The 14962-nt window shown below is 70.9% G+C and carries 15 protein-coding genes; 3 read left to right on the top strand and 12 right to left on the bottom strand.

The window, feature by feature from the left end:
* Positions 1 to 20: 20 nt before the first annotated feature.
* A complete protein-coding gene (locus ACFRAC_RS23125; protein ID WP_382926722.1) occupies positions 21 to 1163 on the top strand; it encodes a CAP domain-containing protein in 1143 nt (380 codons plus the stop codon).
* Positions 1164 to 1649: 486 nt separating this feature from the next.
* A complete protein-coding gene (locus ACFRAC_RS23130; protein ID WP_382926725.1) occupies positions 1650 to 2270 on the top strand; it encodes a hypothetical protein in 621 nt (206 codons plus the stop codon).
* Between the two features lie 1025 nt (positions 2271 to 3295).
* Here ACFRAC_RS23130 and ACFRAC_RS23135 read toward each other — a convergent pair.
* From ACFRAC_RS23135 to ACFRAC_RS23150, 4 genes are all read right to left on the bottom strand, one after another.
* Positions 3296 to 3472: a hypothetical protein gene (locus ACFRAC_RS23135; RefSeq protein ID WP_382926726.1), complete on the bottom strand. Its 177-nt coding sequence runs from the start codon at positions 3470 to 3472 to the stop codon at positions 3296 to 3298.
* A gap of 85 nt (positions 3473 to 3557) precedes the next feature.
* On the bottom strand, positions 3558 to 4940 hold the full coding sequence (locus ACFRAC_RS23140; RefSeq protein ID WP_382926729.1) for an MATE family efflux transporter: 1383 nt from the start codon (positions 4938 to 4940) through the stop codon (positions 3558 to 3560).
* 38 nt (positions 4941 to 4978) lie between these two features.
* A complete protein-coding gene (locus ACFRAC_RS23145; protein WP_382926732.1) occupies positions 4979 to 5323 on the bottom strand; it encodes a hypothetical protein in 345 nt (114 codons plus the stop codon).
* An 85-nt stretch (positions 5324 to 5408) separates the two neighbouring features.
* Positions 5409 to 5993 carry a flavodoxin family protein gene (locus ACFRAC_RS23150; protein ID WP_382926734.1) on the bottom strand — a complete coding sequence of 195 codons (585 nt, stop codon included), beginning with the start codon at positions 5991 to 5993 and terminating at the stop codon, positions 5409 to 5411.
* A gap of 131 nt (positions 5994 to 6124) precedes the next feature.
* Here ACFRAC_RS23150 and ACFRAC_RS23155 point away from each other — a divergent pair, with 131 nt between their 5' ends.
* Positions 6125 to 6526 carry a winged helix-turn-helix transcriptional regulator gene (locus tag ACFRAC_RS23155; protein WP_382926737.1) on the top strand — a complete coding sequence of 134 codons (402 nt, stop codon included), beginning with the start codon at positions 6125 to 6127 and terminating at the stop codon, positions 6524 to 6526.
* On the opposite strand, the gene mutM is transcribed toward ACFRAC_RS23155, so the two are convergent.
* The 8 genes from mutM to ACFRAC_RS23195 form a co-directional block, all read right to left on the bottom strand.
* Positions 6499 to 7359 (bottom strand): bifunctional DNA-formamidopyrimidine glycosylase/DNA-(apurinic or apyrimidinic site) lyase, encoded by an 861-nt coding sequence (mutM, locus tag ACFRAC_RS23160; RefSeq protein ID WP_382926739.1) that lies wholly within the window; start codon positions 7357 to 7359, stop codon positions 6499 to 6501. The two genes, ACFRAC_RS23155 and mutM, sit on opposite strands and share 28 nt — an antisense overlap.
* An 83-nt stretch (positions 7360 to 7442) precedes the next feature.
* Entirely contained in the window at positions 7443 to 8240 is a 798-nt protein-coding gene (rnc, locus tag ACFRAC_RS23165) for a ribonuclease III (RefSeq protein ID WP_382926741.1), read from the bottom strand.
* Positions 8241 to 8247: 7 nt separating this feature from the next.
* Positions 8248 to 8421 carry a 50S ribosomal protein L32 gene (gene rpmF, locus ACFRAC_RS23170; protein ID WP_007493396.1) on the bottom strand — a complete coding sequence of 58 codons (174 nt, stop codon included), beginning with the start codon at positions 8419 to 8421 and terminating at the stop codon, positions 8248 to 8250.
* A 2-nt stretch (positions 8422 to 8423) separates the two neighbouring features.
* Entirely contained in the window at positions 8424 to 9065 is a 642-nt protein-coding gene (locus tag ACFRAC_RS23175) for a YceD family protein (RefSeq protein WP_382926744.1), read from the bottom strand.
* A gap of 140 nt (positions 9066 to 9205) precedes the next feature.
* On the bottom strand, positions 9206 to 10309 hold the full coding sequence (locus ACFRAC_RS23180; protein ID WP_382926747.1) for an ATP synthase F0 subunit B: 1104 nt from the start codon (positions 10307 to 10309) through the stop codon (positions 9206 to 9208).
* A gap of 58 nt (positions 10310 to 10367) precedes the next feature.
* Positions 10368 to 10847: a pantetheine-phosphate adenylyltransferase gene (coaD, locus tag ACFRAC_RS23185; RefSeq protein ID WP_382926751.1), complete on the bottom strand. Its 480-nt coding sequence runs from the start codon at positions 10845 to 10847 to the stop codon at positions 10368 to 10370.
* Positions 10848 to 10873: 26 nt separating this feature from the next.
* A complete protein-coding gene (rsmD, locus tag ACFRAC_RS23190) occupies positions 10874 to 11461 on the bottom strand; it encodes a 16S rRNA (guanine(966)-N(2))-methyltransferase RsmD (protein WP_382926754.1) in 588 nt (195 codons plus the stop codon).
* A 106-nt stretch (positions 11462 to 11567) separates the two neighbouring features.
* A complete protein-coding gene (locus ACFRAC_RS23195) occupies positions 11568 to 14786 on the bottom strand; it encodes a helicase-related protein (RefSeq protein WP_382926756.1) in 3219 nt (1072 codons plus the stop codon).
* Between the last annotated feature and the right edge of the window lie 176 nt (positions 14787 to 14962).

Consider the following 14962-nt stretch of genomic DNA (forward strand, 5'->3'; position numbering starts at 1 on the left):
GGGACCAGGAAGGCCAGGACATGGGACGCCACCGACGCTCCGCCGCCGGCCGCGCCGCCACGGGCCGCGCCGCGGGGGGCACACACACGGACGGCTCGTACACGCACGGCGATGATCCGCTGAACCCGCTGGGCGACCGGCCCGCCATGGGCATCGCGCCCTACCTGAACCCGGAGGCGTACGCCGAGGCCTACGCGGCGAGCGACGCCTACCTCTTCGCCCCGGACGAGGGCTACGACCGGATCACCGCGACCACCACCTTCCCGGGCGACGGCACCACCACCGCCTTCCACAGCGAGGGCTTCACGCCCGACGCCGGCAGCCGGGTGCCGGGCGGCTCGCACCGCCGCCGCAAGAAGGGCCCGGCCCCGGTGAAGACGGGTCTGCTGGGCGTCTCGGCCGCGGTGGCCCTGGGGACGGTCGCGGTCGCCACCGGTGTGGTGCCCGGCGTCGACAACTACCGGCTCGGCGGCGGCAACGGCACCGACCGGGTGCAGGCCGCCGACAGCCCGACCAACGCGCCGAACGAGCTCGGCGGTACGTCGGGCAGCGCCGAGAGCCACGAGAGCGGCGGCACGACGAGCCGTGACGTCGAGCGGCCCGCCTCGCCCGCTCCCTCCACCACGTCGTCCGCGCCGACGAAGACGCCGTCGAAGAAGCCGTCGGCGACGCCCAGCGAGAAGCCGAAGGACACGCCGTCGCGTGTGGCCACCAAGGCCCCGCAGAAGCCGGCGAAGCCCCCGAAGGCCGAGGAGCGCACCAGCGCCCCGGTGACGGTCTCCGCGGAGGCCGCCGCCGCGGCCGAGGTCCTCCGGCTCGTCAACGAGGAGCGCGCCCAGGTGGGCTGCACCCCGCTGGCCGCCAACAGCGCCCTGGCCGACCTGGCGCAGAACTTCAGCGAGGACATGGCCCAGCGCGGCTTCTTCGACCACACCGACCCGAGCGGCGCCTCCCCGTGGGACCGCGCGGCGAAGGCCGGCGTCACGGACCTCGGCGGCGAGAACATAGCCCGCGGCCAGGCGGACGCGGCTTCGGTCATGGAAGCCTGGATGAACAGCCCCGGCCACAAGGCCAACATCCTGAACTGCGACTTCAAGACCCTGGGAGTCGGCGTCCACATGGGCGCGGGCGGGCCTTGGTGGACGCAGGACTTCGGGTACTGAGACGACCGCGGGTCAGATGGCTAAGCGCCCTCGGGGGTCGTCAGCGGCGGCTTAAGGTCCGGGGGTCATGAGGCGACCACCCGACCAGCCCGACCCGCGGTCACACGCGAGCACATCGTGGCGAGCGTGGTGGCCTGAGAGTGCAGGCGCTGGATTCCCGCACGCGCGTCGGTTGCACAATCCGTCGCGTGCATGCCATCCCAAGGGTGTTGTCGTGGTGTACACCTCCGTGAGGCTGGCGGTTTCTCCGGCGACACGCGCAATGGGTCGATCGCTCGCGGAACTCCGGCACCCGACGAGACCCCGTGCGGCAGATGGCCTGTCGCGGCACAGCAGCGAAGTACGGCAACCGCGCTGACCTCAGACGACCGTTCCCAGCCATGAACAGCCTTGTGACCAGCCCGGGAGACCTCAGCAACCCCCATAGCCATTCGCCTCAAGGGGGTCTCCGCGTGCGATCGGGTTTCGGTGTGGCAGGGTGCGCGCATGTCTGTCGACGTCGCCTATCCCGTGTTCCGCACCGACGATCCCGCGTCAGCGCTCCGAGTGGCACGTCAACTGCTCACGGTGGGCATTCAGCAGTACTCACGGGTACATGTGGACGTCGAACTCCGCACGGTCGACGACGTGCTCCACGCCAGGAAGGCGCTGCCCGAGGCCTGGTTCAGGAGGGAGGACCTTGCGGACTGGGCCCCTGATCCAAACGACCTGACAGCTCTGCACAGCACGGTCCACGCGCCCCGGCTTTCCACCGATCCTGCTTTCTTGTCGGCGCATCTTCCGCTCTGGGCATCGATGCTGGATCAGCCGGTCGGGAGCATCGAGGACCGGTTCACGGCCGTGGCGGCCCGGCATGTGGCGGAGATCCTCTGGGACTTTCTGGGATGGCCGGAGGTTCCGGAAGCCGACCTGTACGCGGACTTCAAGCACGCCGAGGTATCCGTCCTGTTCAACACCGCCACACGTGACCTGGACGAACGTATCGACGGACACACTGTCCTCGTGCACGTTCGCCGGAGAAACGGCGGCGGATACGAGGAGCGCCACGCGTCCTGGCTGGCCGAGCAAGTGGGCCGGACCGTCATCGGCCCGCCGCAGTTCAGCTAGCCCTGACGCGGCGTGCAGCAAGCGAACCGTAGGGGTGCATCTCTGTAAGTGAGGCTCTGAGTCGAGGCACTTCATCCGCCATCGTGTTGAGCCCCGCCGGGCCGTCCCTGGGCCGTCCGAGGGTGCTCAACGACGACCAACGCTGACAACCACAGACAGCTAAGTCGCAGGTCGCAGCGGCGGAAACGACGGCTTCATGGCCGACCCGACAGTCCCACCTTCCGCGCCCCGTGCGGCGAGAGGATCATGGGTGCGGACCAGCCTTGGTAGATCAGGGCGACTTGTGAGGGCAAAGGCACGACCGGATAAACAGTCCGACCACGGGACCAGTTCGCGAGCAGGCCCTCGGTGCTGTCGACGGCAGAGACGATCATGGTGACCGGCATGTCGTTGTCGCCCCAGGTATTCCACAGGGCCCAGCCATCCGCACGGGGTTCGACCGCCGAGGCGCCTGCACGCGTCCTCGTACGTCTCCGTCCATCCGGTCGGCATCGCGCCGGGACGGAGGATGACCACTCCGACGAGCTTGACCAGCGGACGTCCCCGGGTCGCGTCCAGCGTGGCCGCGGAGTTCCTCGCGTCGGGTCAGCGTCCAGGTGTGCTCCTCCTCCATGTCCGGGATGAAGTCCTGCCGCAGGAAGGTCGCCCAGGCGTCCGCGCCGAGCGGGCCCAGGCGCGCTGTCCGGTCGGTCTCTTCGCGGTGCAGCCGCCCCAGGGCGTCCAGCACGTCGGCCGGGTCCGCGCCGTAGACGTCGCACAGCCGTCGTCTCAACAGCCCGCCGTCCGCGCCGAAGCCGACCTTGCGCTGACGCTCGGGAAGCCGCAACAGCGCGCAGCAAGCGGGCCAGTTGCGCGAGCCAACGGGCGGCCGGGCCGACCCGGCGGTCGTCGGCCCAGACCGAGATCCAGGTCGTGAGGTCGCCGTGACGCCTGATCAGCCCGGGCCGCCGGCGGGCGTCCGGGTCGCACCAGATGGCTTCCGGCGAGGGCCGGAAGTCACGTACGGCGTCGTGGTACTCGTGTGGTCACCGCCCGAGCGCGGTGACACCCTCGGGCGGTGAGGAGCGCCCGCGGCCACGGGACAGCCCGTCGTCGCCGCGCAGCAGGGCCACCGCCTCGTGACCGTCCACGGAACCGTCACCGAGAGCGCGCGGCCCGCCGGCGAATCCTCCCTGCTCCAGGGGGCGCAGCAGTTCGCGCACGGCGGGGGTCCACCGGCACGCCGGTCTGAGAATGGCCTCCCCCACCCGGGCGCACCGCCGGGGAATCGTGGTGAGCGGCGGCAGCTCAACGACCCGGCACGACCTTCGGACCGGTCGCGCTCCGGGGGGTGCCGTCGTAACTGCTGTGCCGGTGGAAGGAGTACGCCTTTCCGGCCGCCTGGAGGAAGTTGGCGAGGGCAAGGGCCGCCCAGAGGGCGGTGAGGCCCCCGGCCGTGGCGAGCGGTTCAGCGGCGGCCGCCAGGACTCCGTAGCAGACGGCGGTCGTCACGAAGCTCGGCACCGTGCGCTTGAGGCCGATGAGGCCGAAGCCGACGACCGCCTGCGCGGCGTCGGTGACGACCACCGCCAGCACCCACGGCAGGAGGCCCGTGATCTGCTGCCGTACGCCGGCATCGCCGGTGAACAGCGGGACGACCCACGCGCTGAACACGATCACCGCCGTCCCGACGCACCCCACGATGGCCAGTGCCAGCCACGTCCCCGCCCGGACGCTGCGCCGGATGTTCGCGCTGTCGCGCTCCTCCGCGTACGCGGACACCAGGGGGATGGTGGCCTGGCCGACCGCCACCGCGGCGGTGAAGATCAGGTTCACCAGGGAGATCCCGACGCTGTGCACCGCCGCGCTGTCCGTCCCGGTCCGGGCCGCGGCGAACGTCAGGACGCCAAGGACGGCGAACTTGATGAGGACGGTGCCGGCGAGCGGGATCCCCACGGCACCCAGTTTCCAGACCCGCCGCAGGTCCGGCCGGCCCGGGCGCAGAGAGCGGCCGGACACTGCCGTGCACCGGCGGAGGGCCAGGTGGTTGGCGACGGCGGTGATCAGGCTGGAGGCGAGCATGGCGATGCCCGCCCCGGTCAGGCCAAGGCTCGGCAGCGGGCCCGGGCCGCCCACGAGGAGGACGGACAGCGTGGCCGACGCGGCGGTGCCGAGCAGTCCGGCCCGCATCACCGACGTCGAGCGTCCGAGGGCGACCAGGACCGAGGTCGCCGCCGAGGTGACCGCGATGGCGAGCACACTCGCGGCCAGCAGGTAGGGAAAGCTCCCCAACTCGTCGAGAGTGGCGCGGGTAACCCCGGTCACCCGGCCGATCAGTGGCACCGCCGCGACGGCCGCCGCCGCGAGGCAACCCACGAGGACCGCCAGCCACATCCCGCTGTGCACCACGGGCAGGAGCCGGTCGGGATCGTCCCTGCGGGGCGCGACGAACGGCATCACCCCGCGCAGCGCGCCCGCCACGGTCGCGGTGGCCGGGCTGAACGCCGCCATGGTGACGGCGAAGGCGGCCAGGGCGACGGTGGCATGGTTGCCCAGCAGAGCGGTGTCCACCAGGGCTCCGGCCGACGCGGCGATCATCGTCAGGTACAGCGGCAGCGCGGCCGCCGCCACCCCGGCCCACGTACTCCGCCCGGCTCGCCCGCTCCCCTTGCCGATCACGGTCCCGATCATCACACCTGGGGGACCGGCGGATGGGCGGGACGTGGAACTCAGTCCTCGGCCGGGCCCAGTGGCCGCAGGGCCGAGGTGTGGTCGCCCGTGCTGACGAGACGGTCGACGACCTCGGTCATCGCGGGGATGCCGGGGTCCAGGACCAGCAGGTTGTCCCAGCCGTCGAAGTACCGGCCGTCGAAGCACTCGCCCGTGTCCCGCCGGCGGTCCATGAAGCGGTGCGCCTTGTCGAGCGTGGTCAGGCTCCCCGACCAGCGCCACCCGTCCGGGAAGGTCAGCCACACGTCGACGCTGCACACCTCGTCGGGGTCCTCCCCCGCGCCCGGTACGAAGCAGATCTCGTAACCCGACCCGCGCACCCGGTAGAACGGGCCGTCCCACATGTCTCCCCCAGCCCCCACCCCACCGGCCGGCTCGGTGGGCACCCATGGCGGGTCACGGAACTCGTGCGCGGGGTTTCCGGGGCCGTCAGGCCGCCGCACGCCCCAGAGCGAAGGTCTTCGCCGTCTCCGCCACCCTGCGGCCCAGGTGTTCCGCCGTCGCCACGTCGGCCTTGTGGACGGCGTCCGGGGCCGCGTCGACGTCGGTCTGTGCGGCGGCGCCGGCGAAGACGCCGAGGCGGTTGAGGTCGTTCTCGGAGGCGGCGCTGTGGTTCCAGCCGGGGAGCAGGCCCAGGTTGATCCAGTGCATGCCGAGCTGGGCGGCGAGGATCTGGAAGAACTGCAGGGTGTGCAGCTTGTCGCCGCTCTTGGAACCGGAGTTGGTGAAGCCGGCCGCCAGCTTGTCCTTCCACGCCTGGTCGGCCCAGCGCTTGGAGGTCGCCTCCGCGAAGGTGTGGAAGGCGCCGGACGCGGTGCCCATGTAGGTCGGCGAGCCGAAGACGATCGCGTCGGAGCGGTCGAGGAGGGCCCACTGCTCCTCCGTGATCTCGTCCACCTTGATCAGGTGCACCTCGGCCCCGGCCTCGGTGGCACCGGTGCGCACGGCCTCGGCGACGACGGCGGTGTGGCCGAAGCCGGAGTGGTAGGCGATGGAAACGACAGGGGTGGTCACAGGGCACTCCTGGGGTGCGGGAAGGACCGGGCGCCGGTGACGCGCCGGTCGATGGCAGTATCCAGAGGAAAGCACTAACTATTCGAAAGCGCAAGCGCCGCGATAGCGCTGCATACGCGTACGCTGTCCGCATGGAGAGCACCCAGGAGCGCACGGCGGAGCAGCAGCTTCCGTACAACGTGTTCGCCAGGACCTGTCCGTCGCGCGGCACGCTGGAGCACGTCACGGGGCGCTGGGGCGGACTCACGCTGGGCGCCCTGTACGAGGGGTCGCTGCGGTTCAACGAGCTGCGCCGCAGGGTCGACGGCGTCAGCGAGAAGATGCTGTCCCAGACGCTGCACGCGCTGGAGCGCGACGGCCTGGTGCACCGGGAGGCGCAGCCGACGAACCCGCCGCGCGTGGACTACGAGCTGACTCCGCTGGGCCGCGGTGTGGCCGAGCGGCTGATGGGCCTCATCCAGTTCGTGGAGGGGCAGATGGACGACGTGCTCGCGGCACGACGGCACTACGACGAGACGCGCGGCGCCTTCTGACACTTCGGGCAGAAGTAGCTGGACCGGTTCATCCACGGCCGGCGCCGCATGGGCGTGCCGCAGCGCTTGCAGGGCAGGCCCTCACGCCCGTACGCGTCGAGCGAGCGGTCGAAGTAGCCGGACTCACCGTTGACGTTGACGTAGAGGCTGTCGAAGCTGGTGCCGCCCACCGCGAGGGCCGCGTTCATCACGTCCCGCGTGTGGCCCAGGAGTTCCCGCGTGCGCGGGCGGGTGAGGGTCGCCGTCGGGCGGTCGTAGTGCAGCCGGGCACGCCACAGGGCCTCGTCCGCGTAGATGTTGCCGACCCCGCTGATCAGCGACTGGTCGAGCAGGGCCCGCTTGACGGTCGTGCGCCTGCGCCGCAGCGCCTGGTGGAACGCCTCGTCGTCGAAGAGCGGGTCCAGCGGGTCGCGGGCGATGTGCGCGATGACGTCGGGCAGGCCGTCGGCGGTGGTGTCGTGCAACGACAGACCGCCGAAGGTCCGCTGGTCGACGAAGCGGAGTTCGGTGCCGAGGTCGTCGGCGAAGCGCACGCGGATGCGCAGGTGCTTCTCCGCGGGAGCCGTGTGCGGCTGCACCAGGAGCTGGCCGCTCATGCCGAGGTGCGCCAAGATCGCCTGGCCGGTGTCCGCCAGGGGCAGCCACAGGTACTTGCCGCGCCGGCTGGGGACCCCGACGCGGTGGCCCTTGAGGCGGTGAGCGAAGTCGTCGGCGCCCGCGACATGCCGGCGCACGGCACGCGGGTGCAACACCTCGGCGTCGGCGACCGTGCGGTGGGCGACCCACCGCTCCAGGCCACGCCGGACGACCTCGACCTCGGGCAACTCGGGCATGGGACTCCCCTGTTCACACCGTGCGGATACGGGCCGAGCGCCCGCCCCGGGGCCGGGACGGGCGCTCGGATCGCGCTGTTCGGTCAGGCGGAGGCCGACGCGTCGGCGTCGGGTTCGGGGGCGGCGTTCGCCGCCTCCTTGGCGCGCTCGTCCGCCGCGGCCTTGATGGACCGCCACGCGGACTCGGCGGCCTGCTGCTCCGCCTCCTTCTTGCTGCGGCCGGTGCCAGTGCCGTACGAGACGCCTCCGACGCGGGCGGCAGCAGTGAAGGTCTTCTCGTGGTCGGGGCCGGTCTCCGTGACCAGGTACTCGGGGACACCGAGCCCTTCGGTCGCGGTGAGCTCCTGGAGACTGGTCTTCCAGTCCAGGCCGGCACCGAGGTTCGAGGACTTCTCGATCAGGGGGTCGAACAGGCGGTGCACCAGCTCCGCCGCCGAGTCGAGGCCCTGGTCGAGGTAGACCGCGCCGATCACCGCTTCCAGGGTGTCGGCGAGGATGGATGCCTTGTCCCGCCCGCCCGTGCCCTCTTCACCCCGGCCGAGCCGGATGAAGGAGCCCAGATCGAGCCCCCGGCCGACCTCCGCCAGCGCACGCGAGTTGACCACCGCGGCCCGGAGCTTGGCCAGCTGGCCCTCCGGCAGATCGGGGTGGGTGCGGTACAGCGTGTCCGTGACCACCAGGCCGAGCACCGAGTCCCCGAGGAACTCCAGCCGCTCGTTGGTGGGCAGACCGCCGTTCTCGTACGCGAAGGAACGGTGGGTCAGCGCACGCACCAGAAGGGCGGACTCGAGCTTGTACCCGAGCCGCCCTTCCAACAGCGTGTGGGACGAGGCCTGGCTGTCCGCTGCGTTCTTCTTCGGCGTGGACACAGTGCCTCTCACCAGCCGCTCAGACCTCGAGGACCTGGCGCTTGTTGTAGGTGCCGCACGACGGGCACGCGATGTGCTGCAGCTTGGGCTCGTGGCAGCGCTCGCACGCAACCAGGGTGGGGACCGCAGCCTTCCACTGCGACCGGCGGTGGCGCGTGTTGCTGCGCGACATCTTCCGCTTCGGAACAGCCACGGCTACTTCTCCTGCTTCTCGTCGACGCCCGCTTCGGCGCCGCTCTTGTCGTCCTTATCGCCGGGTTCGAGTGAATCGGCGAGTCCCTGCAGTGCCGCCCAACGGATGTCGACGGCGTCATGGTGGTGGTCCGGGTCGTCAGCGAGACGCACGCCGCACTCGGCGCACAGTCCCGGGCAGTCTTCCTGGCACACCGGCTGCATCGGCAGTGCGAGCACCACCGCATCACGCAGCACAGGCTCGAGGTCGAACAGGCCGTCCTCGATGAAGAGCCTGTCCTCGTCGTCCTCGGCGTCGTCGCCGGGCTCCGCGTGGTGCACGCGGCCCCGGTCGTCGGCGTCAGGGTACGAGAACATCTCCTGGAAATCCGCTTCCACGTCGAGCTGAAGCGGCTCCAGACACCTTACGCACTCCCCCTCGGCCCGTGCACGGGCGGTGCCTGTGACAAGCACCCCTTCCATGACCGACTCGAGCCGGAGTTCGAGCTCCACCGGGGCGCCTTCCGGCACTCCGACGACCTTCTGGATACCGAGGTCCTTGGGGGCGTCGACCGTGCGGGTCAGGCGCTGCAGCGCACCGGGCCGCCGACCCAGCTCGTGCGTGTCGAACACGAGGGGGTTGCGGTGGTCGAGGCGGGCTGTCACGCCGTTCCTGCTTTCGATCTGCTGAGCTCAGGGGGTCCGCTGCCCCGTGGTACCGGCGGGCAGCGTAGATCGCGGACGTACGCGCGACCGAACAGCCAGGATACTGGACCTTTCGCTCACGGCCCAATCCGGTGGTCCCGCTACTGGCCGCGCCCCTGTTCGTACGCCCTGAGCTGCTCCGGAGTGATCATGCTGGTGTCGAAGAGACTGGTCTCGTCGAGCGCGTAGGACTGGTGGGTCTGCTGGGGCTGCTGGTCCGCCTGCTGCGGGTCGTACGCCTGCTGCCCGGTGTCGTAGCCCTGGAAGGGGGCACCTCCCGCCGGAGCGTAGCCGGAGGTGGATGAGTACGGGTCGGCCTGCTGGTAGCCGTAGGCGTCCTGCCCGTCGCCGTAGCCCTGCTGGTAGCCGTACGGGTCGGCGGTCTGCTGCTGGTAGCCGTACGCCGGCTGCGCGGCCCCGGGGTCGTACTGCGGCTGCGGCGGTACGGCCGCCGGCTGCTCGGCGGGGGCGGCCGGGGCGTCCTGCTGCGCGAGCGCGGCGAGGTCGGCGAGGTAGTCGGCGTCGCTGGAGTGCTGGACCGTGCTCATGTCGTCGGCGAGGGCGCCGAGGTCGTCGGTGGCGATCCGGCCGTGCAGCTTCTGCCGGCCGCGGCCGACCGCATCCAGGGTCTTGGCGAGCACCGCCTCGAAGGCGCCGAGCTTGACGTCGACGTACTCGTCGGCGCTGCGGCGCAGGGTCTCCGGGTCGTGGCTGCGCTCGGGGGCGTCCTCGTCCTCGTAGCCGTGCTCGTCGGTACCCGGGCCGGTGCCGAGGAGCTTCTCGCGGCCGCGGCCGACGGAGCCGAGCGTCTTGGTGAGGACGACCTCGAAGTTGGCGAGCTTGGAGTCGACGTAGTCGTCGGCCTCCGCGCGGATCTCCTCGGCCTCCTGGCGGGCCTCGGCGAGGATGCGGTCGGCCTCGGCCTGGGAGCGGCGGGCCACCTCGGTGCCGGAGATCAGGGAGCCGCGCTCGGCGTGCGCGCCCTGGATGATCCGCTCGGCCTCCTGGCGGGCCTGCTCGACCATCTGCTCGCGGTCGCCGATCAGCTCCTGGGCCTGGGCGAGGGAGCCGGGCAGGGCCTCGCGGACCTCTTCGAGCATCGAGAGCAGTTCGGCGCGGTTGATCACGCACGAGGCCGACATCGGCATCGACCGGGCACTGGAGACCGCCGCGACGATCTCGTCGAGCTTCTTCTGCACGTCCACCGTGTGCTCGCCACTCTCTACAGCTGTGATGGAGACGGACGGGACGACTGTAGCCCCATCAGCTGTGCCGCAGCCGCTTGTTCAGCGCCTCCAGGACCACCGGCGGGACGAGGTGGGAGACGTCGCCGCCCCAGGTCGCCACTTCCTTGACCAGGGAGGAGGACAGGAAGCTGTAGGTGGGGTTGGTCGGGACGAAGAGGGTCTCCACGCCCGACAGGCCGTTGTTCATCTGGGCCATCTGCAGCTCGTAGTCGAAGTCGCTGACCGCGCGCAGGCCCTTCACGATGGCCGGGATGTCGCGCTGCTTGCAGAAGTCGACGAGGAGGCCGTGGAACGCCTCGATCCGGACATTGCCGTACTCGGCGGTGACCTCGCGGATCAGGTCCAGTCGCTCGTCGACATCGAACAGGCCCTTCTTGGACTTGTTGATCATGACGGCGACATAGACCTCGTCGTACAGCCTGGAGGCGCGGGAAATGATGTCCAGGTGTCCGTTGGTGATCGGGTCGAACGACCCGGGGCATACGGCGCGGCGCACTTGCGATCCCTCGCTCTCCGGTCCGGTCATCGTGCGTCTTCGCACGTAGAGGCGGCGCGACCGTACCAAAACGTTCCCTCGCCGTACCGGCGGGCCCGGAGGCCCTCGAAACCGTCCGGCCACCGGAATTCCCCGCCTCTGGTGCTGCGCTCCACGGTGACGAGCGCATCGGGCGCGAGCCAGCCCCCGGCACGGAGTGTGAGGAGAATCTCCCGAAGATCGTCGTCGGAGACGGCGTACGGGGGGTCGAGGAAGACGATGTCGTACGGCTCGTCGGGAGCCGGGGTGCGGATGATCTGTTCCGCTTTGCCCGACCTCACCTCGGCGCCGGGGAGGCCGAGACTCCTCACGTTCTCCCGGACGACGCGGGCGGCCCGGGCGTCGGCCTCGACGAGCAGGGTGTGGCTCGCGCCGCGGGAGAGGGCTTCGAGGCCGACGGCGCCGGAGCCGGCGTAGAGGTCGAGGACCCGCTCCCCGTCCAGCGGGCCGCCGAGGAGCGACTGCCAGGTGGAGAGGAGACCTTCGCGCGCGCGGTCGGAGGTGGGCCTGGTCCCCGTGCCGGGCGGCACGGCCAGACGACGTCCGCCGGCGGCTCCGGCGATCACGCGGGTCATCTTCTGTCCTCGGGTGTGGGCGGCTGTGGGTATCAGTGTGGCCGGTCGCGCACGGGCCCGGGTACCCGCCTGGTCCCACCAGCTGCGACCCCCGGACGGGCGCGTCTCACCCCTTCTCCAGGTACTGCTCCCGCTCCTCGTCCAGGAGGGCGTCCAGGGCGGTGCGCAGGCCGGGCAGCTCCGTGAGCTCCGGGTCCCGCTCCACCAGGGCCGCGGCCTCCTGCCGGGCCTCCGCGATGATCTCCTCGTCCTCGATGACGGCCAGCATCCGCAGGCTGGTGCGGGCGCCGGACTGGGCCTGGCCGAGGACGTCGCCCTCGCGGCGCTGCTCCAGGTCGATCCGGGAGAGCTCGAAGCCGTCGAGGGTGGAGGCGACGGCGTCCAGGCGCTGCCGGGCGGGGCTCGCCTCGGGCATCTCGGTGACCAGCAGGCACAGGCCGGGCGCGGAGCCGCGGCCGACGCGGCCGCGCAGCTGGTGCAGCTGGGAGACGCCGAAGCGGTCGGCGTCCATGATCACCATGGCGGTGGCGTTCGGGACGTTGACGCCGACCTCGATGACGGTCGTGGCGACGAGGACGTCCGTGTCGCCGGCCGCGAAGCGGCGCATCACCGCGTCCTTGTCGTCGGGGTGCATCCTGCCGTGCAGCACCTCGACCGTGAGGCCCTGGAGGGGCCCCTGGGCGAGCTGCTCGGCCACGTCGAGCACGGCCAGCGGCGGGCGCTTCTCGGCCTCGTCCTCGGGCGAGGCGGCCTTCGCCTTCTTCGGGTCCTCCTCCTCGTCGCCGATGCGGGGGCAGACGACGTACGCCTGGTGGCCGTTCTCCACCTCCTCGCGCACCCGCTGCCACGCGCGGGTGAGGAAGTGGGGCTTGTCGGCGGCCGGGACGACATGGGAGGCGATCGGGGAGCGGCCCGCGGGGAGTTGGTCGAGGACGGACGTCTCCAGGTCGCCGAAGACGGTCATCGCGACCGTGCGCGGGATGGGTGTGGCCGTCATGACCAGCAGGTGCGGGGGCTGTCTGCCCTTGCCGCGCAGGGCGTCGCGCTGCTCCACGCCGAAGCGGTGCTGCTCGTCGACGACGACCAGGCCGAGATCGTGGAACTGCACCTTGTCCTCGATCAGGGCGTGGGTGCCGATGACGATGCCGGCCTCGCCGGTGACCAGGTCGAGCAGTGCCTGGCGGCGGGCGGCGGCTCCCATGGACCCGGTGAGCAGCACGACCTTGGTGGCGTGCTCGGCACCGCCCAGCGTGCCGCCCTCGGCCAGGTCGCCCATCATCTCGACGATCGACCGGTGATGCTGCTGGGCCAGCACCTCGGTGGGCGCGAGCATCGCGGCCTGCCCGCCCGCGTCGACGACGGCGAGCATCGCGCGCAGCGCCACCATGGTGTTGTGGGTCACCGTGAAGTTGTCGGTGATATAGGCATGGCTCGGGTGCGCGACGCTGATGCACTGAACAGGCTTTCGCCCCACATACTCGACCGCCCGGATCCCTCGCCGGAAGGTGTGGTATTCCGGCCGCGGGCGTACGCGTTCTGCCTTACGGGTGAGCCTGAAGGGGGCGTATTCGTCAGGCAGCGACACCGAGACGTTGAAGTCGGCCTTTTCCGGCAGAACACGCGCCTCACCGCCGAGCGAACGCACCAGCCAGGCCACGTCGTCCGCGAGCCTGCGCGAGGCTGAGCAGAGGGAAATGCTCCAGCCGTCGGCGTCGATGGTGCCACCGGTATCCAAAAGCCCCTGCAACAGCGCGAGACGGTTCTTGATCGAGGTGTTCTTGAACTCGTCGGGAACGAATGTGCCGTGCGACGTCACGCCCCACAGATCCACGTCCCGCAGGGCCTGTTTCACAGGATTGCGGACGCCTCCGACTCGCCGTGTCCGTTGGATCGTGAAGTCACGGCGCGAAGCCCTCACGGGGGCCAGTCGACATTCGGGCGCCACAGTTGCCGCCACGGCGTCGCGGATCTCGTCGTCGAGGGTGGACAGGCGCAGATGGTGACGAAATGAGCCGCCTCCGAGGAGCAGACCGAACAGATACGGATCGAGGGGCAGTCCCGAGTCGCTCCCGAGATCAACCGGCGTGGCCGCCGGGAGGTACCACTTCGAGGACCCGTTGGCCTCGAACGTGTCCAGGCGGATCTCGCGAGTGGTCATGACCTCGGGAGCCTGTCCACGATGCCATCCGCAACTCGTGCCGACGATCCACAGATGCTCGTCGTCGCACTCGACCGAGCTCCCGTCGGACAGGACCAGCCGCCAGACGTCACGCTCTCCTTGTGGAAAGACACCGTCGATCAGCGCGAGCTCGCCGTCCGGCACGACGACTTCGTCCCGCACCTTCAGGTTTCCCATGCGGCGGAACCCGGCAGGTGTGAGCACGAGCGAGTCGAGCGGCTGGGCCTTGCCCGAGCCGACCTCGCCCTGGAGCAGCCGGTGCATCGGGTGCTCGGTGGCCAGGTCGGCGAAGATCTCCCGGGAGACCTGCCGCTGGCCCTCGGTGAGGGTGAAGGGCAGGCGGGCGTCGAAGGCGGTGAGGAGTCCGTCGGGCGCGGGGCGCCGGGCGACGGCGGGGAGTTGGGCGTCGGCGTGCCGGCGGCGGGCGAGCGCGACCTGGAGGACGAACGCCTCGTCCCACTTGAGGCGGGCGCGGGCGTCCTCGATGTCCGCCTTGGTGTGCGGGCGGTGGATCTTGAGCAGGGCCTCCGGGAGGGGGACCAGGCGCCGTCCTTCGCGCAGGGACTCCGGGAGGGGGTCGACTGCCTCCTGGGCGCTCGGCAGGACCGTCTGGATCGCCTTGCCGATCTTCCAGGACTCCAGTTTGGCGGTGGCCGGGTAGAGCGGGATCAGCGCGCCGGCCCAGGTCTCGACGGCCTCCCCGGAGTCGTCGCGCAGCAGTTCGTAGGCCGGGTGCGCCAGCTGGAGGCGGCGGTTGAAGACGGAGACCTTGCCCGCGAACATGGCGCGGGTGCCCGGCAGGAGCTCCTTGTGCGGCTTGTGGACGCCGTTGCCGAAGAAGACCAGTTGGAGGCGGCCGCTGCCGTCCGTGATGGTGACCTCCAGGCGCTGGCCCTTGCCCCGCGGCGCCTTGGCGGAGGCGAAGCTGTGCAGCCGGGCGTCAGCGACCATGGCGACCACGGTGACGTGCTCGTCCATGGGGAGGTCGGCGAGGTGGGTGAGCTGACCGCGCTCCTCGTATCTGCGGGGATAGTGGTGCAGCAGGTCCCCGACGGTGTGCAGGCCGAGGTGCTCGGCCATCACCTTCGCGGTGGGGGGGCCGAGCACCTTCTTCAGTGGTTCGTCCAGTGCGGGCACGAGATCCATTCCACACCACGGCACTGACATCGCGCCGGGCGCCGCCGTGGCCTTGTGCGTAAACGTCCCGGAAACCCCTGGTCAGCCGGTTCGTCTCGGATCTAGGATGACGCGCCCCGGCCATCCCTTCGCGGTCACCGCCTCACCGGGACCGCCCGACCCCGCGCCGTCGCCCCTCCCCCCAC

This window comes from Streptomyces sp. NPDC056628 (assembly GCF_042792555.1).
Classification (GTDB): domain Bacteria; phylum Actinomycetota; class Actinomycetes; order Streptomycetales; family Streptomycetaceae; genus Streptomyces.

Excerpts from the sequence above, each read along its gene's own strand:
- ACFRAC_RS23125 (WP_382926722.1), top strand. The coding sequence starts at position 21 with ATGGGACGCCACCGACGCTCCGCCGCCGGCCGCGCCGCCACGGGCCGC.
- ACFRAC_RS23130 (WP_382926725.1), top strand. The coding sequence starts at position 1,650 with ATGTCTGTCGACGTCGCCTATCCCGTGTTCCGCACCGACGATCCCGCG.
- ACFRAC_RS23140 (WP_382926729.1), bottom strand. The coding sequence starts at position 4,940 with ATGATCGGGACCGTGATCGGCAAGGGGAGCGGGCGAGCCGGGCGGAGT.
- ACFRAC_RS23145 (WP_382926732.1), bottom strand. The coding sequence starts at position 5,323 with ATGTGGGACGGCCCGTTCTACCGGGTGCGCGGGTCGGGTTACGAGATC.
- ACFRAC_RS23155 (WP_382926737.1), top strand. The coding sequence starts at position 6,125 with ATGGAGAGCACCCAGGAGCGCACGGCGGAGCAGCAGCTTCCGTACAAC.
- mutM (WP_382926739.1), bottom strand. The coding sequence starts at position 7,359 with ATGCCCGAGTTGCCCGAGGTCGAGGTCGTCCGGCGTGGCCTGGAGCGG.
- rsmD (WP_382926754.1), bottom strand. The coding sequence starts at position 11,461 with ATGACCCGCGTGATCGCCGGAGCCGCCGGCGGACGTCGTCTGGCCGTG.
- ACFRAC_RS23195 (WP_382926756.1), bottom strand. The coding sequence starts at position 14,786 with ATGGATCTCGTGCCCGCACTGGACGAACCACTGAAGAAGGTGCTCGGC.